Annotated in this window: 11 protein-coding genes; 4 read left to right on the top strand and 7 right to left on the bottom strand. The window is 65.9% G+C overall.

The window, feature by feature from the left end; all coding sequences use genetic code 11:
* A partial coding sequence (locus G3N97_RS24730) for an ESPR-type extended signal peptide-containing protein (protein WP_277397765.1) occupies positions 1 to 1,025 on the bottom strand: 1,025 nt, incomplete at its 3' end.
* Between the two features lie 488 nt (positions 1,026 to 1,513).
* Complete coding sequence (locus G3N97_RS24725; RefSeq protein ID WP_205995630.1) at positions 1,514 to 4,846, bottom strand: hybrid sensor histidine kinase/response regulator; 3,333 nt, start codon at positions 4,844 to 4,846, stop codon at positions 1,514 to 1,516.
* 200 nt (positions 4,847 to 5,046) lie between these two features.
* Here G3N97_RS24725 and G3N97_RS24720 point away from each other — a divergent pair, with 200 nt between their 5' ends.
* From G3N97_RS24720 to G3N97_RS24705, 4 genes are all read left to right on the top strand, one after another.
* Positions 5,047 to 5,769 carry a response regulator transcription factor gene (locus G3N97_RS24720; RefSeq protein WP_205995628.1) on the top strand — a complete coding sequence of 241 codons (723 nt, stop codon included), beginning with the start codon at positions 5,047 to 5,049 and terminating at the stop codon, positions 5,767 to 5,769.
* Between the two features lie 368 nt (positions 5,770 to 6,137).
* A complete protein-coding gene (locus G3N97_RS24715; RefSeq protein WP_205995626.1) occupies positions 6,138 to 6,830 on the top strand; it encodes a response regulator transcription factor in 693 nt (230 codons plus the stop codon).
* A 187-nt stretch (positions 6,831 to 7,017) separates the two neighbouring features.
* Positions 7,018 to 8,028 carry an EAL domain-containing protein gene (locus G3N97_RS24710; protein ID WP_205995624.1) on the top strand — a complete coding sequence of 337 codons (1,011 nt, stop codon included), beginning with the start codon at positions 7,018 to 7,020 and terminating at the stop codon, positions 8,026 to 8,028.
* Between the two features lie 419 nt (positions 8,029 to 8,447).
* Positions 8,448 to 9,374, top strand: a complete 927-nt coding sequence (locus G3N97_RS24705; protein WP_205995621.1) for a peptidyl-prolyl cis-trans isomerase — start codon at positions 8,448 to 8,450, stop codon at positions 9,372 to 9,374.
* A gap of 54 nt (positions 9,375 to 9,428) precedes the next feature.
* Here the strand turns inward: G3N97_RS24705 and G3N97_RS24700 are convergent, their stop codons facing one another.
* The 5 genes from G3N97_RS24700 to G3N97_RS24680 form a co-directional block, all read right to left on the bottom strand.
* Positions 9,429 to 10,172 carry a response regulator gene (locus G3N97_RS24700; protein WP_205995619.1) on the bottom strand — a complete coding sequence of 248 codons (744 nt, stop codon included), beginning with the start codon at positions 10,170 to 10,172 and terminating at the stop codon, positions 9,429 to 9,431.
* Between the two features lie 70 nt (positions 10,173 to 10,242).
* The gene (locus G3N97_RS24695) at positions 10,243 to 11,724 is read right to left on the bottom strand and encodes an efflux transporter outer membrane subunit (protein WP_205995617.1); all 1,482 of its coding nucleotides are present in this window, start codon (positions 11,722 to 11,724) and stop codon (positions 10,243 to 10,245) included.
* Positions 11,721 to 15,056 (bottom strand): efflux RND transporter permease subunit, encoded by a 3,336-nt coding sequence (locus tag G3N97_RS24690; protein WP_205995615.1) that lies wholly within the window; start codon positions 15,054 to 15,056, stop codon positions 11,721 to 11,723. The genes G3N97_RS24695 and G3N97_RS24690 overlap by 4 nt, the downstream gene beginning before the upstream one ends.
* The gene (locus tag G3N97_RS24685; RefSeq protein WP_205995612.1) at positions 15,053 to 18,178 is read right to left on the bottom strand and encodes a multidrug efflux RND transporter permease subunit; all 3,126 of its coding nucleotides are present in this window, start codon (positions 18,176 to 18,178) and stop codon (positions 15,053 to 15,055) included. The genes G3N97_RS24690 and G3N97_RS24685 overlap by 4 nt, the downstream gene beginning before the upstream one ends.
* Positions 18,175 to 19,321: MdtA/MuxA family multidrug efflux RND transporter periplasmic adaptor subunit (locus G3N97_RS24680; protein ID WP_205995610.1), on the bottom strand; the 1,147-nt coding region annotated here is incomplete at its 5' end. The genes G3N97_RS24680 and G3N97_RS24685, both read right to left, overlap by 4 nt.

The raw sequence follows: 19,321 nt of genomic DNA, 5'->3' as shown, positions 1-19,321 counted from the left end.
GCACTGCCCAGCGCCACCGCGCCGTCGCCCGTCGCGGTTTCCGCGCGGCCGATCGCGACCGCGCCGCCCGCGCCCGTCGACGAATTCGCCTGGGTCGCCGCCGAACCGATCGCCACGTTCTGACCCGTCGCGCCCGCGAGCGAGCTGTCGCCTTCCGCGATGCCGTACGCGCCCGCGACCGAGGCCGAATGACCAAGCGCGAGACCCGAGGTCGCCGTGCTCGCCACGGACGACTGCGCGCCGAGCGCGATCGCGTTCGTCGACGCGGCCTTCGCCTGCGTGCCCATCGCGATCGAGTCGGTCGCGCTGGCCGTCGCGTACGTGCCGAATGCAAACGAGCCCTGGCCCGACGCCGTTGCGTTGATGCCCATCGCCGTGGCGCCCGTGCCCGACGCGATCGCGCCCCAACCGAGCGCGTTCGAGCCCATGCCGGTCGCCTGCGAGCCGCAGCCCGTCGCCAGCGAGTTCATGCCGGTCGCCAGCGTGTTGCCGACGCCGTTGGCCGTCGCCGCCTGCGCGCTCGATACCGCGACGTTGCCCAGCGTCTGCGCGCCGGTCCAGTTGTTGATGCCCGACGTCTGGCCCGCGCCGGTCTGCACGGCCGTGCCCCAAGTCTGCGCGGTCGCCTGCGAGCCGAAGCCGTACAGGCCGCCCGTGTAGTTCGTGCCGGTGCCGTAGATCATCGCCGTCTGGCTCGAACTGCCTGCCGGCGACAACATCCCGCAGTCGATCGCGCCCGTGAGCGCCACGCCGTTAAAGCCCGCCGACACCGTGTTCTGGTACGTATAGCTCGACGTCCCGTCGGTCGCGTTCAGATAACCGTTGCCCGAGGTGACGCCCGACCACGCGTTCTGCACGTGTGAACCGCACAGGCCCACGCCGAGCACGACGGCCGCGAAGCCGCGCGCCAGGCGACCGCCCGTGCGTTCGGACTTGCTCGGCTTGCCGCGCGCCGAATCGATCTCGCTGATCGCCACCCACGTTCCGAGCGCCTCGTTATAGACACTGCGATAACTCTTGTTCATGTTTCATCCCGTACCAGATATTCGACGCATGAGTGGAGCAACGCTTATCCCGTGGCGCTTCGTGAAAATGAAAGCGGGCTGCTCACAGAGCCGATCGATATGACCGACGACTCCTTTCTGCAATCGAGTATCTCAATATCAATGGATCGGGAATATCTGACGGATACTAATTCATACCTTTTCAAACTAGGACATGTCCTAGTTTTTGAATCCCCGCTAAAACCCGGGCTTTCGGGCGATTTTTAAATGCGGCAGAACGCCGCGTATCCAGCGCGCCGCGGGCCTGATCGACTCAAGTGCGAGGCGTCGAAATCGTGATCGCTTAACTGATTGAATAGATGCAAACAGGATTGAGAAGAATGTTTATTTGTTAAATGTAATTAAAGATTGCCGAGCCGATTTCTTCATCGAGTCGAAATTGATAAACGAATTCGATGGGAATTCGCGATCTCGCGAAAGAGAAACCCGCAGCAATCACCTCACCGCATTCACTCGCCCTTGCCGACCAGATCCCGCAGCGACGCCTGCAAGCCGTCGAGCGCGGCAGGCAGCGGCGCGGATCGATCAGCTTTGATTTCGGCTTCCATACGCGCGCACGCGTCCGCCAGTTCGCGATGACCGAATACGACCAGCGCGCCGCGCACCGAATGCAACTGGGCCAGCAAGTCGTCGACGTCATGCTTCGCGCGCGCGGTGTCGATCGCGACCAGCGCCTCCGTCATCGCTTTCAGAAAGACCTCGCGAAGATGCCTCGGCAGCGCATTACTGCGGAATTTCGTCTCGTCCGCGTGCGTGAAGCGGCTCAGCTTGAGGCCGCGCGCCGTCGCGATCGACTGCATCGCGTCGCTGAGCGTCTGCAGCGAGAGCGGCTTGACCATCACGCGCGCCATGCCCGCCGCCTCGCAACGCTGCAATTCCTCCTTGGTCGCGTGCGCGGTCACCGCCATCACCGGCAGCGTCGGCCGCAATTCACGCGCGGCGGCGGCGAGTTGATAACCGCTCATGCCGGGCATGTTGAGGTCGGTGAGCAGCACGTCCCATTCTTCGTCGCCGATCATTTCGAGCGCGCGGCTGCCGTTCGAGGCGGCCTGCACCACGCAGCCCAGCGACGCCAACTGCTCGCTGATCAGCAGGCGATTGGCCGCGTTGTCCTCCGCGACCAGCACCTTCAGGCTGCTCGCAGGCGTCCCCGGCGCCGTGCGCGGCCCGGCGCCAGGCGCGGACTTGCTGAGCAGCGGCTCGCCCAGCAGCGTCGCGCGCATGCTCGCCTCCAGCCCGCTCAGGCTCAGGCACGACACGCTGAGGATCTTGCCCGCCCGGATCGCATGCGCCGGGCCTTCGGGATAGCCGTCGACGACCCACGACGCGTCTTCGACGAGGCGGTTCTCGTCATCCGGCTGCCACTGCTCGCGCGAGCCCCAGATCACGAGCACCGCGGACGCTTCCAGCTCGGCGTCCGATATTGCCGCCGGATGCCGGTACGAGCGCACCTCCGCGCCCCAGCGTTGCAGATGCGGCAGCGCGAAATCACACCACTCCTGCGCCGAACTGAGAAACAGCACGCGTTGGCCGTCGAGCGTGCGCGGATCGTCGCGACGCGTCATGCCCTCGCCGAGCGGCAGATGAACGGTGAACCGGCTGCCGACGTCCAGCGTGCTCGACACGTCGATACGCCCATGCATCGCGCGCGCGAGACGCTGGCAGAGCGCAAGCCCGAGGCCCGTGCCGCCGAAGCGCCGGTTGATCGACACATCGACCTGCGAGAACGCGCGAAACAGGCGCTCGCGATGTTCCGGCGCGATGCCGACGCCGGTATCGACGAGCGCGAAACACAGTTCATGCGAGCCGCTGTCCGTGCGCTCGATCTGCGCGAACAAGGTGACCCGGCCGCGCTCGGTGAATTTGATCGCATTACTGAGCAGATTGTTGAGGATCTGTCCGACGCGCGCGGGGTCGCCGAGCATCGTCTGCGCGACCGCGAAATCGAGCCGCGCGAACAGGCCGATGCCGCGCGCCCGCGCGACCGGCTCGAAGATCTCCAGCACGCGCTCGATCACTTCCAGCACGCCGAACTCGATATGTTCGAGCGGCATTTCGCCGGCCTCGATCTTCGAGAAATCGAGAATGTCGCTGATGACCGTGAGCAGGCCGTCCGACGCCGTGCGCACGGTGGCGAGGCGGTCGTACTGCACGTTCGACATCGGCGAATGCGCGAGCAGTTCCAGGTTGCCGAGAATGGCGTTCAGCGGCGTGCGGATTTCGTGGCTCATCGCGGCGAGAAACGCCGATTTGGCCTGATTCGCCGAGTCGGCCGCCAACAGCGCATCGCTCAGTTCGCGTTGCAGACGCCGGTTCTCGGTCACATCGGTGAACGCCGCCACCAGCACGTCGATGCCCTTGAAGCGCGCGTGCGAGACGCTCGCAGCCAGTTCGATGCGGCCGCCGTCGTGCGCCGGAAACACGAAATCCTGGCGCAGCACGCCCAGCGTGCCGTCGTTCGGATGACGGCGCTCGAAGTCGGCGTAACGCACCACCAGCGCATCGGCGAGCGCTCTCGCCTCGCCCACGATGCGCGACGCCATCGTCTTCATGAGCGGGCTGTCCAGCAGCCACTCGCCGCTTTCGCTCGACACCAGCGCGAGGCCCACGGGCGCCGTATGAATCACCGTGCGGCTCAGGTTCTCGCTTTCGAACACGCGCAAGGAATCTTCCAGCAGCGGCGCGAACACGCGCCGGCGGAACATCAGCAGCAGCGCCCAGACCGCGGTGAGGATCACGGCCGTGGCGACCGCCGCCGTGCTCACGCGCGCGATCACGCCCTCCGCGACGTCGCGCCACGAGAACGCGTAAAGCAGCGTCCAGCCGGTATCGGCGATCGGTTCGCTGAGCACGAAATAGCCGTCGCCGTACGCGACCTGGCCGCCGAACAGCGCCGGATAGCGGAGCTTGCGCTGCGTGCTCGCTTCGGCGGCGCGGCGCTTGTCCGCGTCCGAGCCGAGCCGCGCGACGATGTGGCCGTTGGGCGCCGCGATCTCGTAGGTGTCGTCCTCGCCGCGCTCGGCCAGCGTGTTCAGGAGTATGCGCGGATCGTACTCGATGGCGATCACGGCGAACGGCTCGCCCGCGCTGCGCGCCTGCGAAACCAGGCGCAGGCGCACGTCGCCGGTCAGCGGATCGGTGAACGGCGGCAGCCAGTAGACGGGTTGCAGATAACCGGCCTCGTTCTCGCCGACACGCGGTTTGAGCGTCGAGAAGTCGACCTTCAGCGACTCGATCAGCTCGCTCACGTGCGACGGTTCCTCGGAAGGCATGGCCGGCGCCGGCACGACGATCAGTTCCTGATGCGGGCTGTAGATATAGCCGTCGATATCGACGTTATTGCTCAGCGACGCGGACGCATTGCTCAACGCGAACTGCTGCGCGAGCGCGAGATAGCGGCGCACGAGCGGCGGATTGTCGAGCGCCCGCGAATCAGCGGCGAAGAGCACGCCGCTCGGCATGGTCGGACGCGGAATCACGATCCGGTTGCCGTTCTTCACGAACGCGTCGAAGGCGTCGCCGTCGGTCATCTGCAGCGACGGCCAGGACAGTTCGATATAGCTCACGGTACGGCGCAGCGAAGTCTCGGCTTCGCGCACGGCCATCGCCACGCGGCCGCGGTCCTCGACGATCTGCTGACGCTCGCCCGCCATGAAATTGCGCACCGCGTAAATGCAGGTCACCGCGAACGTGAGAAACGCGACGAGCGTCACCACGACGCCACCGCCGAGCAGCAGCATGTCCTGGTAGCGCCGAAGACGTCGCAAGGGCGTCGTGGGCATTCGGTGTCCCCTATCTCGTTTGAACGACCGGCGCGATTCTACGTATGCGCATGACGGCAAAAAGCGAAATTCGGACGCGTCTGATGCATTTTCGAGAAAACTCGGACCTGTCCTGGGATCACACCGCCCAGGCCCGCGTAGAGTATTTCCACTAATTGGGGGACACCTCAGCGTCCGCATCTGACCGCCCAGGAGCCCGAATGCGAATCCACATTGCATTGGCCGACAGCCATCCGGCGGTGTTGGCCGGCGTCGAACTCGTGTTGTCGAAGTTCGAGCAGTTCAACATTACAGGAATGGCGCGAAACGCGGCCGAACTGGAGACATTGCTGGCCACGACCCACTGCGATGTGCTCGTCGCCGATGTCTTCCCGCACGTCTATCCGCATCGCGACGGATTGAGTCTGCTCGCCGATATCCGCCGCCGTTATCCCGCGCTCCAGATCGTGCTGTTTACGATCAGCGATCATCCTGCGATGCGGCGCGCGGCGCTGAAGATCGGCATTCGCACGATCGTCAGAAAGTCGGATGAAGCCGAGGCGCTCGTCGAGGCGGTGCGCGCGGCGAGCCATCAGATTCCGCCTCACGTCGCCACCGCGCCCGCGCGCCAGCCTCAGCCCGACGCCCGCTTTGCGCCGCCGGGCGGCAACGCCGCGTCGCTGGGCGCGCTGCCGCTCGATAATCTGACGCGACGCGAACTCGAAGTGCTGCGCCTCTATGCGTCCGGCCTGACCGTCACGCAGATTGCGCGGCGTCTGAACCGCGCGCGCCAGACGGTCAGCACGCAAAAACTCAGCGCGATGCGCAAATGCGGCGTCGCGCGCGACGTCGATCTGTTCCGGCTCGTCTACGAAAATCCGCGTTCGCTCGACAACGACGAAACGAACGCCATGCCTCCCGCACTCGGCGATCTCGCGCGCTAAGGTTCGCGAACGTCCGCTCTCCCACTGCCATCGATCACCGCCTGCGACGCAGGCTCGAAGCGGCTTCTCTGCGTGCTGTCGCTCAGGCGCATCGGCCGCCGCCGTCATCGCGCCCTTATCTACTTTTGACCGCTGTGCAACGCGAGGCCGTCGCTGCGCGATGCTTGCTCGCGCACGTTCATCGTGCGCGTCGAACCACGTGCGCCCTCGCATGACGCGGCCGAAACACGGCACGCTGCACGCCCGCGCAGCGCTATCTGACAAAGGTTAAGCAACGTTAAAACGGAGCGTTGCCAATGAAAGCCGTTAGCGCTCGGACTATACTTGTCTCGAAAATTCTATCGACATAAACCGTGCAGGGGCCCGCAATGCAAATCAACGTCGTACTCGCCGACGACCATCCAGCACTCGTCGCCGGTGTCAAGTACGCGCTCGATTCAGCAAAGACGATCAAGGTCACCGGAACCGCGCAGAACTCGAGCGAAATCGTGGAACTGCTCGAAACCGTTCCATGCGACGTCCTCGTCGCCGATTACGCGATGCCCAACGGCGCGTACGGCGACGGCATCACGCTGCTCTCGTATCTGCGCCGCCGCTATCCGGAACTGAAGATCGTGGTCTTCACGATGGTCGACAACCCGGCCATCGTGCGCGAGGTCGCGCGGCTCGGCGTGCACTCCTACATCAACAAGACCGACGATCTCGACCGCCTGATTTCCGCGATTCACGCCGTCTATGCGCACGCCGTCTACTATCCCAGCGACAGCACGCGCCAGAATCCGGCGCTGCGCACCGTTCAGGGCAATCCGAGCGAACGCGGCGATCTGTCGAAGCGTGAAGTGGAAGTGATTCGCCTGTATGTGTCCGGCATGTCGATCGGCGAAATCGCGAAGAAGCTCAACCGCAGCAAGCAGACGATCAGTTCGCAGAAGGTCACGGCGATGAAAAAGCTCGGCATTGTCCGCGACGCCGAGTTGTTCCGTTATGCCTGGGAAACGGGGCTCGGCGGCACGGGCGCCGCGCCCGCGCCCGACGAATTGGCGCCCGATCCCGCGCATTGAGCGTTTGCGTTTAAGTCCACGCGAACGCGCCACGCTGCAACGGCGTGCGAATTCACGCGCCTTGCATTTCGGACAAGTCAATTTCGGACAAGTCAGATAGTCATCGGGGAACACGTTACGCATAATGGCGGTCGACTCATTGCGAGCGCCGCATTGCCGTGGCGCGCGCTTCACATCGCCCTGGCTCATGACCGCGTCGCCCCACATCCTGCAAGAACGTCTGCTGCCGCTCTGCCCGCATAGCGGGCCGTGTCCGCTCGACGACGCGCCCGAGCGCGCGCAGCAGTGCACGCGCGTGCAACACGGCATGCGCGCGGGGGAGTTTCACGTGGTCTATCAGCCCATCGTCGATCTGCACAGTGGCGCGGCCGTGGGCGCGGAGGCGCTGCTGCGCTGGCGTCATCCCGAGCGCGGCTGGCTGCGGCCGGGCGCATTCGCCGAGTCGCTGCATCACGCCGACGTTGCATGGAGCGCGACGCGCGTCGTGCTCGAACAGATCGGACGCGACCTCGCCGCGCTTCCGGCCGCGCTTTTCCCCCCACAGCAGGACGGCTCAGATCGCTTCATCTCGCTGAACATCTTCCCGTCGCAACTGCTCGACGGACGGCTCGCGCAGCTCATCGACACGGAATTTCTCGCGCGAGGCGGCAATCCGCGCATGCTCATGATTGAACTGCTCGAAAGCGAGCGCCTTGTCTCGATCGATAGCATTGCTGAACATATTCACGCACTGCGCGCGCGAGGCCTGAGAGTCGCCATCGACGACTTCGGCACCGGCGCGTGGACGCTCGCGGACCTCGCACGCATCGAGTTCGATGCGGTGAAGCTCGCGCGCGAACTGCTCGTGGAGCTGCCCGCTTCGGACGCGGCGACCAGCATCGCGACGGGCGCGCTGCGCATACTCGACGCGCTGGGCACGCAGGCGATCGTCGAAGGCATCGAAACGCCCGGGCACATCGCGTGGGCCGGGGCGTTCGAGCGGGTCTGGGGACAAGGATATGCGTTCGCGCGACCGCAGCAGTCGCTCGCCGATGCGTGGGCTTATCGTGCTCCAATCGCGCCGCGCAGCGCAGCGCAGGATGCACCGACGCGTTCACCGCAGCGTCGTGCTGACTCAATGCGCGATGGCGCTCACGCTCGACACCGCGAGAATGACGAACTGCGCGCCAAGCACCACGGCGGCAGCCGCCGCGAATAACGCGCCCAAGGCAATCAGTCTGTCGCTGTGCCGCTGGCCGAACTCGGACACGCGCGCGTCGCGAGCGTGGTGCGGCGCATGGGTTTCGTCCAGCAACGCGCGCTGAAAATCCGGCAAGGAATTCGCGCGCAGACGGTTCTTCATGCGCGTCATGATGACGGGATAGATCAGGCCCATAGGCTCCCCGGTGCGGTTTTTTTCGATGTGTACCGAGAATACGCATGCTTTTCGCGCGTGAAAATCGGACACGTACGATAAATCCCGAACGAATCGCCCTTCGCGACACCGCGCCGCAGATCGAATCTTCCGCTGCAACTCCGGCGGCGTTGCGTGCGTGGGTTTTCGTACGCGTCAGATAGCTCGCATCCGCGAATCGTGGAAAGATCCCTTCGCTCATTTCCGATGAGGACGATCACACGATGTACAGGTTTCACCCCACGCTCCGCGCGGTTCGCGCGACGGCATTGATTTTCGCGGCGATGAGCGCGCTCGCGCCCTCGCTGTCCGATGCCGCCGAGGTCGCCGCGACGACAGCGACGACAGCGACGACCAACGCGGCAACGTCAGCGCCGACACGCGCCTTGCCGCCGGACGTCTTTGCCATCGTCAACGGCGTGGCGCTCCAGCAGCAACAGCTCAACGAGGTCACGCAGATCGTGAGCGTGAACACGAAGCAGCCGATGACGCTGAGTCTGCGCGAAGCGGTCAAGCGCGAACTGATCGTGCGCGAAGTCGTGCGGCAGGCCGCCGAGCGCGCCCATTACAGCGCGCGGCCCGAGGTGCAGCGCGCGATCGAAGGCGCACGGATCGACACCGAAACGCACCTCTACGTGCAGAACAACGCCCGTCCTCCCGAAGTGACGGATGCGCAGGTTCGCGCGCGTTATCAGGCGCTGATCGCGGGCCTCGGCGCCGAACAATATAAACCGCGCGTGCTGACGGTCGACGACGAAGCGACGGCGCGCAAGGTGCTGGCCGCGCTGCGATCCGGCCGCGACTTCCGGCAAGCGGCCAGCCAGTTCAGCACGTTGCCAGGCAGTTCGCGCGACGGCGAATTGCCGTGGGTCAGTTTCCCGACGCCCGTCACCGAGGGCAACACGCAAGGCATGCCGCTGGCGCTCGCGCGTACGCTAGCGAGCCTGCCCGCAGGCGGCGTCGCGCCTCAACCCGTGCATGTCGGCGACGTCTGGATGATCGTCAAGCTCGACGACAAACGCCCCACGCAGATCCCCGCTTATGACGAGGTCAAGGCGAACCTGCGTCAGCAACTCGAAACCGACGCGCGTCAGGACGCCTCGGTCACGCTCACCGATTCACTCGTCAAAGCGGCGGATATCCAGCAGTAAATCGGCCACCAGGGCGAGCAGGAGCGTCGTCGCGCAACCATCGGCAAGCGCGACTCAACCCTGCCCGTCCGGATCGAGCACGAAGCAGTAGCCTTCCCCACGCACCGTCCGTATCCAGCGCGGCCGCGTGGGCTCCACCTCCAGCAGCGTGCGAAGCCGCGCGACGGCCACCGTCATGCTGCTGTCGCGAATGCAGCCGCGCGTGAGCGTCACGAGGCGGCTGCGCGAAAGCGTTTCCATCGGCCGCTGCGCGAACACCGCGAGCAGCGCGAACTGGCTGTCCGTCATGCTTTGCGGCTCGCCGTCGCGCAGCAAGGTGCGCGACGAGAACACGAGCCGGAACGGGCCAAAGCAGCAATCGCGCAAGCCGCGCACATCGTTCCAGGTCACGGCCGATTCCGGCACCGCGACCTGCGCGCGAGCCGACGTGCGGCGCAACACGGCGCGAATGCGCGCCAGCAGTTCGGACGGCACGAAGGGTTTGGCGAGGTAATCGTCGGCGCCGAGTTCGAGACCGATCACGCGATCGATCGCATCGGCGAGCGACGAGAACAGGATGACCGGCGTGGCGTCGCCGTGTCCGCGCAACGCCTTCAGCGACGCGAAGCCGTCGATATCCGGAAAGCTGCGCTCCATCAGCACGAGATCGGGCGACGCGGTGCGCACGTCGTGCGGCAACTGCGTCGGCGTCGATAACAGCGACACTTCGAAGCCCGCCTCGACGAGAAAATGCGAGAGCAGGTCACACAGCGCGCGGTCGGGATCGACCACGAGAATACGGGCGGACACAGGCTTCATGTCGGCGCGCGCCCTCGCCTTCGTTTTTGCACCGACCGCGCTTGCCATACCGCCATACACGTCAAGTACCTCATCGACCTTGCGCCGTTTGTGCGGCTTGCGACGTTCGCGACGCTTTCGACACTTGCGCCGTCTCCGTCCCTGCCAGGCGCGACGCATCCCAGCCGCCGCCCAGCGCTTCGATCAGACTCGCACTCGCTATCAGCCGGTTCGAACGCACCTGCAACGCGGTCTGCTCGTTGGAGAGCGCCGTCGCCTGTGCGGTCACGACCGTCGTATAGGTGACGGTGCCCGCTTCGTATTCATCGAGCGAGATCTGCACCGACTGGCGCGCGAGCTTCACGGCCTCGTCCTGCGCGACGGCCTGCTCGCCGAGCACGCGCAGATTCGACAGTTCGTCCTCGACGTCGTGGAACGCCGTGAGCACCGTCTGCCGGTAATTCGCGACGCTCTGGTCGTACGACGCGCGCGCCGCGTCGACGGCCGCCGAACGCGCGCCGCCGTCGATCAGCGTTTCGCTGCCGCTCGCCGCGATCGACCAGAGCGTGTTGGCCGCGCTCAGCAGTGGCAGCACGCCCGAATAACCCGCCGCGCCCGACAGCGAAATCGTCGGATAGTACGCGGCCACGGCCACGCCGATCAACGCGTTTTCCTGCGCCATCGTGCGCTCGGCCTCGGCGATATCGGGGCGGCGTTCGAGCAATTCGGACGGCACCACGAGCGGCACGTCCGGCACCTCGCTCGCGAGTTCGGCGGGCGCGATCGTCAGGCCCGAAGGCGGACGTCCGATCAGCAGCGCAATGGCGTGCTCGTACTGGTCGCGCAACTCTTCGGCGGCGATGGCCGATGCGCGCGCGGTGGCGAGCGTGGTCTGCGCCGTCACCACGTCCGAGCGCGCGGCCACGCCCGCTTCGTACTGATTGCGCGTGATATCGAGGCTGCGCTCGTAGGCCTTCACGGTGTCGTTCAGCAAACGCGTCAGCGAGTCCTGATAGCGCATCGAAAAGTAATCCGACACCAGCGATTCCTGCGCGGACAGCGTGAGGTCCGCCAGTTCCGCCGCGCTCGCCTGCGCGCTCGCCTTGTCGCTTTCCACCTGGCGGCGCACCTTGCCCCACAGATCCAGATCCCACGACGCGCTGGCTTCCAGCGAGCCGGTCGTCGCCGTCGTGTTGCTGCTGCGCGAACGCGTAACGCCCGGCGCGAGCGCGACGGTCGGCGCGAGATTCGCACGCGCCTCGCGCACGACCGCCAGCGCCTGGCGATACGCGGCCTCGTAGGCCTTCAGGTTCTGGTTGCTGATCGCCACTTGCGGCACGAGCGAGTCGAGCACGGGATCGTGATAGACGCTCCACCAGTCGCCGCGCGCGGCGGCGTCGGCGGGCGTCGCGTTTTTCCAGCCCTGCGGCGCTTCCTTGAACGCGACAGGCGTGACGACGTCGGGACGTCGATAATCGGGGCCGACCGTGCAGCCTTGCAGCGCGAGCAGCGCCGCGCCGACGGCGAGGGACGTGCAGAGAGAATTGCGGATACGGAAAGGTGCGAGCTTCATGCGGATGTGTCCGTCATCGCGCCACCGGACGAACCGGGACGCACGCGCCGCCAGAGGGCGCGCGCGCGATGGCGCAGGCGATCGAGATAGAGGTAGACGACGGGCGTCGTGTAGAGCGTGAGCAACTGGCTGACGATCAGCCCGCCGATGATGGCGATGCCGAGCGGCCGGCGCAGTTCCGCGCCCATGCCCTGATCGAGCACGAGCGGCACGGCGCCGAACAGCGCCGCGCAGGTCGTCATCATGATCGGGCGAAAGCGCATCACGCAGGCCGCGCGAATGGCGTCGGCGGGCGCAAGGTTCTGCGTGCGCTGCGCGTCGAGCGCGAAATCGACCATCATGATGGCGTTTTTCTTGACGATGCCGATCAGCAGGAACACGCCGATCAGCGCGATCACCGAGAACTCCGTGTTGGTCGCGAGCAGCGCGAGCACGGCGCCCACGCCCGCCGAGGGCAGCGTCGACAGAATCGTGAGCGGATGCACGTAGCTCTCGTAGAGCATGCCGAGCACCGCATACACGGCCAGCAGCGCCGCGCCGATCAGCAAGGGCATGGCCGAGGCCGCCGCGAGCGCGCTGCCCGCCGTGCCCGCGAACGCGCCGTGCACGGTGTTCGGCATGTTCAGATCCTTGACGGCCTGATCGACGGCGGCGGTCGCGTCCGCGAGTTGATGACCGGGCGCGAGGTTGAACGAGATCGTCACGGCCACGGCCTGGCCCTGGTGATTCACCGAGACCGGCGTGTGCGTCTGCACGAGCTTCGAGAACGCGGAGAGCGGCACCATCGTGCTGCTCGACGTGCTCACGGCCGCGCCCGTCGAAACGCTGCCGCCGCTGCTGGTCGCGATCGAATTGGTCGAGGCGTTGGTGGCCGAACTGCTTGAAGTCGTGCTCGATGAAGTCGATGACGACGACGTCGAAGCGCTCGTCACCGTGCCGGAAACCGCATTCGTCGTCGACGTGCCGCTTGCCGCCGCGCCCGAGGTGCTCACATAGATATCGTTCAGCGACGACGGGTCCTGCAACCACTTCGGCGCAATCTCCATCACCACGTGATACTGGTTCTGCGCCTTGTAGATGGTCGACACCTCGCGCTCGCCGAACGCGTCGTACAGCGTCGCGTCGACCGTGTCGGGCGTGAGACCGAAGCGCATCGCCGTCGCGCGATCGACCACGACCTTCGCGGAAAGACCGCCGTTCTGCTGATCGGAGCTGACGTCGGCGAGCGCGGGAACATGCTTGAGCGCGTCGGTGAGACGCGTGGCCCATTGCTGGACCTGCGCCGTGTCGTCGCCTTGCAGCGTGTACTGGAACTGCGCGAAGCTCTGCCGTCCGCCCACCATCAGATCCTGGCGCGGGAACATCATCAGTTGCGCGCCGGGAATCGACGCGAGCTTGTGGCGCAGGCGCGCCATCACCGTGAACGCCGACACCTTGCGCTCGTCGAGCGGCTTGAGCGTGATGCTCGTGAAGGCCTGATTGGTGCCGTGACCGCCCGTGAAACCCACCACGGTCTGCACCGCCGGATCGGCCTTGACGATCGCGAGCGCCTGCTTGACCTTCACGCTCATCGCCTGAAACGAAATGCTCTGGTCGGCCATCATGCCGCCGCCCATCATGCCGCTGTCCTGCTGCGGAAACAGGCTTTTCGGCACCACGGCGTAGAGCACGACGTTCAGCGCAATCGTGGCGATCAAGGTGCAGAGCACCAGCAGCGGATGACGCAGCGCCGCGCCGAGCGTGCGTTCATAAACGCGTTCCGCGGCGTCGAAGCTGCGGCCCAGCGCGTCGCTCACGCGTGCAAAGAAGCGTGTGAAACGATTATCGCGCCGCGGCTGCGCCGCTTCGTCGTCAGCGCTGCGCAACAGCAGCGCACACAGCGTGGGCGTGGTCGTGAGCGCGAGGATCATCGACACCGCAATCGCAATCGAGAGCACGATCGCGAACTCGCGAAAGAGCCGCCCGACGAGTCCGCCCATCAGCAGGATCGGCAGGAACACGGCGATCAGCGACACACTCATCGAGATCACCGTGAAGCTCACTTCCTTCGCGCCCGCGAAGGCGGCTTCGAGACGCGACGCGCCGCGCTCGCGATGGCGCGCGATATTTTCCAGCACCACGATGGCGTCGTCGACGACGAAACCGGTCGCGATGGTCAGCGCCATCAGCGAAAGATTGTCGAGGCTGTAGCCGAACAGTTTCATCGCGCCGAACGTGCCGAGGATGGACACCGGCACGGTCACGGCGGGAATCAGCGTCGCGCGCACGTTGCGCAGGAACGCGAGCACCACGAGCACGACCAGCACCACGGCGATCACGAGCGTGCGTTCGGTATGCGAAAGCGACGCGCGTATCGTGCTGCTGCGGTCGTCGGAAACCGTGACTTCGGTGCCGGGCGGCAGCGCGGCCTGCAATTGCGGCAACACGGCTTTCACGCGATCGACCACATCGACGATATTGCCGCCCGGCTGCTTGAAGATCCACAGCATGACGGCGGGCTTGCCGTTCACATAACCGGCGTTGCGCAGGCTCTCGACCGAGTCGTTCACCTCGGCCACGTCGCGCAGGAACACGGGCCGGCTATTGCGCCACGCGACCACCAGATTGCGGTACTCGTCGGCGCGTTCGGCCTGGTCGTTGGCGTAGAGCTGCCAGCGCAGCGCGCCGTCGCTGACCATGCCCTTCGCGCTGTCCGCGTTCGCGGCGGAAAGCGCGGCGCGCACGTCTTCGAGCCCGATGCCGTATTTGAACAGCGCGCCTGCGTTCAGCTCGACGCGCACGGCCGGCAGCGAACTGCCGTTCAGGTCGACGTTGCCGATGCCGTCGATCTGCATGAGCCGCTGCTGCAGCACCGTCGCGGCGCTGTCGTAGAGCTGGCCCGGCGTGAGCGTCTTCGAGGTGAGCGACACGATCAGGATCGGCGCATCGGCGGGATTGAACTTGCGATAAGTGGGATTCGACTTGAGCGCGCTCGGCAGATCGGCGCGCGCGGCGTTGATCGCCGCCTGCACATCGCGCGCCGCGCCGTTGATATCGCGGTCCAGACCGAATTGCAGGATCACGTCGGTCGAGCCGACGCTGCTCTGCGAGGTCATTTCGGTGACGTCGGCGATCTGACCGAGGTGGCGTTCGAGCGGCGCGGCCACGGTGGCCGCCATCGTTTCGGGACTCGCGCCCGACATCTGCGCCTGCACGCGGATGGTCGGAAAGTCCACGGCGGGCAGCGGCGCGACGGGCAGATGGCCGAACGCCAGCGCGCCCGCCGCGGCAATCGCGATCGTCATCAGAATGGTCGCGACCGGCCGCCGGATAAACACGGCGCTCAGATTCATGACGCGCCTCGCTGTGCGCCGTTGAGCGTCCAGCCGCGCGCGCGCAGCCACGCCGCCATGCGCTCCATCGCGAGATAGACGGCCGGCGTCGTGAACAGCGTGAGCGCCTGGCTGAACACCAGGCCGCCGATCATCGCGATGCCGAGCGGATGACGCAATTCGGAGCCGCTGCCGGTGCCGAGCGCGAGCGGCACGGCGGCGATCAGCGCGGCCATCGTCGTCATGAGAATCGGGCGCAGGCGCAGCAGACACGCGCGATGAATCGCCTCGCGCGGCGTGAGACCTTCGTCGCGTTCGGCCACGAGCGCGAAGTCGATCATCATGATCGCGTTCTTCTTGACGATGCCGATCAGCAGCACGATGCCGATCACGCCGATGATGTCGAGATCCGCGCCCGTGAGCGCCATCGCCAGCAGCGCGCCGACGCCCGCCGAAGGCAGCGTCGAGAGAATCGTGAGCGGATGCACGAAGCTCTCGTAGAGCACGCCGAGCACCACGTACATCACCAGCACCGCCGCGAGCACGAGATACAGTTCGCTCGACAGCGACGACTGGAACGCATCCGTCGCGCCCTGGAAACGCGTTTCGAAACTGTCCGGCATCGCAAGCGACGCTTCCGCGCGCTTGACGGCCTTGACCGCCGCGCCGAGCGACGCGCCCTTCGCGAGATTGAACGAAATGGTCGTGGCCGGGAACTGGCCGAGGTGCGAAATCTGGATCGGCTTTTTACTCGTGACGATGCGCGCGACAGCCGAGAGCGGCACCTGACCATCGGTCGCCGTCGACGACGGCAGATAGACCGAATCGAACGCATTGAGGCCGCGCGCGAGCTTCGGATCGATCTCCATGATCACGCGCTTCTGGTCCGACTGCGTGAAGATCGTGCTGACGATGCGCTGGCCGAAGTTATCGTAGAGCGCGTTGTCGATGGTCGCGAGCGTGATGCCGAAGCGCGCGGCGGTCGCGCGATCGACCTGCACCGTAGCGGCGAGACCTGCGTCCTGCAGATCGCTCGTCACGTCGGCGAGTTCGGGTTGTTTACGCAGTTCGGCCACCAGCTTCGGCGTCCACGTGCTCAGTTCGTCCATCGAGGGGTTGTCGAGCATGAACTGATATTGCGTCGCGCTTACCTGCGTATCCACGCTCAGATCCTGCACGGGCTGCATATGCAGCGCGATGCCCGTCACGTCGGCGGTTTCGTTCTGCAGGCGGCGGATGATCTCGCTCGCCGAGGCGCTGCGTTCGTCCTTCGGCTTCAGGTTGATCTGCATGCGGCCCATGTTGAGCGTCATGTTGCTGCCGTCCACGCCCACTGACGACGACAGGCTCACGACGTCCGGATCTTTCAGCACGACGTCGGCGAGCTGCGTTTGCAGCGCGCTCATGCGCTCGAACGAGATCGATTGCGAGGCTTCGGTGATGCCCTGGATCACGCCCGTATCCTGAGTCGGGAAGAAGCCCTTCGGGATCAGCACGTACAGCGCGGCCGTGAGCGCGAACGTGCCCACCGCGACCGCGAGCGTGGCCTTTTCGTGATCGAGCGCGAACGTCAGCGCGCGGTCGTAGCGCGTCATGATCGGACCGAACCAGTCGCGGCCTTTGCGTGCTTTCGACGCTACATGCGTGTCATGGGTGCCGTGAGGCGCGGCGCGCAACAGCCGCGCGCACAGCATCGGCACCAGCGTGAGCGAGACGACCGCCGAGATCACGATGGCCACCGCGAGCGTCACCGCGAACTCGTAGAACAGACGCCCGATCACGTCGCCCATGAACAGCAGCGGAATCAGCACCGCGAGCAGCGAGACCGTGAGCGAGATGATCGTGAAGCCGATTTCGCGCGAGCCCTTCAACGCGGCGTCGAGCGGCTCCATGCCCGCTTCCACGTGGCGGCTGATGTTCTCGATCACGACGATCGCATCGTCGACCACGAAGCCGGTCGCGATCGTCAGCGCCATCAGCGAAAGATTGTCGAGGCTGAAGCCCCACAGATACATCGCCGCGAACGTGCCGACCAGCGAGAGCGGCACCGAGAGGCTCGGAATCAGCGTCGCGGGCACGTTGCGCAGGAACACGAAGATCACCATCACGACCAGCGCGACGGCGAGCGCGAGTTCGAACTGCACGTCCTTCACCGAGGCGCGAATCGTGGTCGTGCGGTCCGTGAGCAGCGCCACATGCACCGACGACGGCAGATCGCGCGTAAGCGCGGGCAGCATCGCCTTGATCGAATCGGCGACCTTGATGACGTTCGCGCCGGGCTGGCGCTGCACGTTCAGCAGGATCGCGGGCGTGTCGTTGCTCCACGCGGCGAGCTGCGTGTTTTCCGCGCCCGCCACCACGTCGGCGACATCGCGCAGGCGCACGGGACGGCCGCTGCGATACGCGATCACGGTATCCAGATACTGCTCGGGATCTTCGATCTGGTCGTTCGAGTCGATCGTCCACGCGCGATGCGGGCCGTCGAGCGAACCCTTCGGCGCATTCGTGTTGACGTTCGTGAGCGTGGTGCGCAAGTCGTCGACGTTCAGGCCGTAAGCGGCCAGCGCGCGAATGTTCGGGCGCACGCGCACGGCGGGCTTGTGGCCGCCCGAGAGCGTGACGAGACCCACGCCCGCCATCTGCGAAATCTTCTGCGCGATGCGCGTGTTCGTGAGCGCCTGCACCTCGGTGAGCGGCATCGTCGGCGAGGTGATCGCGAGCGTGAGGATCGGCGCGTCGGCGGGATTGACCTTCGCGTAGACGGGCGGCGCGGGCAGATCGCTCGGCAGCAGGCTGTCGGCCGCGTTGATGGCGGCCTGCACTTCCTGCTCGGCGACGTCCATCGACACCGCGAGATCGAATTGCAGCGTGATGACCGACGCGCCCGCCGACGAATGCGAGGCCATCTGCTTGAGGCCCGCCATTTCGCCGAGCTGCTCTTCGAGCGGCGCGGTGACGGCGGACGTCATCACGTCCGGGCTCGCGCCCGGATAGAAGGTCTGCACCTGGATCGTCGTGTATTCGACCGAGGGCAGCGCGGAGAGCGGCAGAAAACGCCACGCGACGAGGCCGACGACGAGCAGCGCCGCCATCAGCAAGGTCGTCGCGACCGGCCGCAGAATGAAGAGACGCGACGGATTCATGACTGCGGGCGGGCCTTTGCGCCGGCGCTGTCGTTGCCTGCGTTGTTACCTGCGTTATTACCTGCGTCCTTCGTGACGTTTCTGGCGCCCTGCTTCGGCTCGCGGATCTTCGCGCCGTCGCTCAGATGATCGGCGCCGTCCACGACGAGGCGATCGCCCGCCGCCAGCCCCGCGAGCACGGCGGTGCGGCCGTTGGCCGACGCGCCCACGCGCACCTTGCGCAGCGACACGGTCTGATTGTCGTTGACGCGATAGACGAAGGTGCCCGGCGTGCCGGTCTGCACGGCCTCGGACGGAATCGTCACCGCGCCGTGCAGCGTGTCGAGCAGCAGCGAGATATTGACGAACTGATTCGGGAACAGCGCGCCGTCGGCATTCTTGAACAGCGCGCGCAGCTTCACGGTGCCGGTCGTGGTGTCGATCTGGTTGTCGACGGTGTCGAGCACGCCGTCCGCGAGCTTCTCCTCGCCCGAGCGGTCGTAGGCCGTCACCTGCAGACGCGCGCCGCTCGCGAGGCGCTTGTTGAGGCGGCCCAGATCGTCCTCGGGCAGCGTGAACACGACCGAAATCGGATCGGTCTCGGTCACGACGACCACGCCGTCCGTGTCCGACGCCGTGACGTAATTGCCGACGTCGACCTGACGCAGTCCCACGCGTCCGTCGACCGGCGACACGATGCGGCAATAGGTCAGATTGAGCTTTTCGGCGTCGACCTGCGCCTGATCGGTCAGCACCGTGCCTTCGTACTCGCGCACGGTAGCCTCGGCGGTGTCGAGCGTCTGCTGCGAAACCGAGTCGGTTTTCGCGAGGCGCTGGTAGCGCGCGAGATCGAGGCGCGCGTTGTCGAGCAGCGCCTTGTCCTTCACGACCTGCCCCTGATATTGCTTGAGCAGCACTTCGTACTGGCGTGGATCGACCTGCGCCAGTACGTCGCCCTTCTTCACGTGCTGGCCTTCGCGGAAATCAATCGACTGGAGATAGCCGCTGATCTGCGATTTGACGGTGACGGTCGCGAGCGACGTCACGGTGCCGAGCGAGCTCAGGCGCACGGGCACGTCGCCGGTCGCGGCGGTGGCGACGCCGACCGACTGCGCCATCCCGCCCATCGGACCACCGGGGCCACCAGGGCCGCCGGGACCGCCA

This window comes from Paraburkholderia sp. Ac-20347 (genome assembly GCF_017104805.1).
GTDB lineage: Bacteria > Pseudomonadota > Gammaproteobacteria > Burkholderiales > Burkholderiaceae > Paraburkholderia > Paraburkholderia tropica.
This window is presented reverse-complemented; position numbering and strand designations above follow the sequence as displayed.

Coding starts and splice junctions, on each gene's coding strand:
- G3N97_RS24725 (WP_205995630.1), bottom strand. CDS start 4,846: ATGCCCACGACGCCCTTGCGACGTCTTCGGCGCTACCAGGACATGCTG.
- G3N97_RS24720 (WP_205995628.1), top strand. CDS start 5,047: ATGCGAATCCACATTGCATTGGCCGACAGCCATCCGGCGGTGTTGGCC.
- G3N97_RS24715 (WP_205995626.1), top strand. CDS start 6,138: ATGCAAATCAACGTCGTACTCGCCGACGACCATCCAGCACTCGTCGCC.
- G3N97_RS24710 (WP_205995624.1), top strand. CDS start 7,018: ATGACCGCGTCGCCCCACATCCTGCAAGAACGTCTGCTGCCGCTCTGC.
- G3N97_RS24705 (WP_205995621.1), top strand. CDS start 8,448: ATGTACAGGTTTCACCCCACGCTCCGCGCGGTTCGCGCGACGGCATTG.
- G3N97_RS24700 (WP_205995619.1), bottom strand. CDS start 10,172: ATGAAGCCTGTGTCCGCCCGTATTCTCGTGGTCGATCCCGACCGCGCG.
- G3N97_RS24695 (WP_205995617.1), bottom strand. CDS start 11,724: ATGAAGCTCGCACCTTTCCGTATCCGCAATTCTCTCTGCACGTCCCTC.
- G3N97_RS24690 (WP_205995615.1), bottom strand. CDS start 15,056: ATGAATCTGAGCGCCGTGTTTATCCGGCGGCCGGTCGCGACCATTCTG.
- G3N97_RS24685 (WP_205995612.1), bottom strand. CDS start 18,178: ATGAATCCGTCGCGTCTCTTCATTCTGCGGCCGGTCGCGACGACCTTG.